This window comes from Macrococcus epidermidis, from assembly GCF_003259695.1.
Taxonomy (GTDB): Bacteria; Bacillota; Bacilli; order Staphylococcales; family Staphylococcaceae; genus Macrococcoides; species Macrococcoides epidermidis.
Window position 1 is genome coordinate 1 of the sequence record NZ_PZJH01000024.1, and the last position, 486, is coordinate 486.

A 486-nucleotide genomic window follows, 5' to 3' on the forward strand; every position below is an offset into this window, starting at 1 on the left:
TGTCACTACCGTATCATCTGAATCTACCGTTTTAATTACCGGTGCGTCTGATGCTGTTTTATCCTGAACGATTACAGGGACATTTACTGTCTCTTTTGAGCCGTCTGGATATGTTACTTCCACGACACCTGTGTATGTGCCTGGTTTACTTGTATCCACTGCGCCTGCTGGCGTTACATCTTTCACCGTGGTTCCGGCAGGAACACCTCCGATGTTATCTGTGATAACCGGTGTGCCTCCTACTTCAATCACTTCGTTTGTCACCGTTGGTGTAGTTGTTTCAGCTAAAATACTTGGAACTTTTGGTGTTGGATCATTCACATCTGCGATGCCATCATTGTCATCATCTGTATCTGTTACATCCGGAATACCGTCGTCATCTGTATCACGTTGAACTGTTACCAGGACATCCACTGTCTCTGTTTGTGTACCATTCGTTACTGTAACTGGAATTGTTACCGTCTGTGTTTCGTAGTTCGGTGCTGT

At 45.1% G+C, this 486-nt stretch carries 1 protein-coding gene; it reads right to left on the reverse strand.

The window, feature by feature from the left end; translation table 11 throughout:
* Nucleotides 1–486: Rib/alpha-like domain-containing protein (locus BHU61_RS13245; protein ID WP_275542463.1), on the reverse strand; the 486-nt coding region annotated here is incomplete at both ends.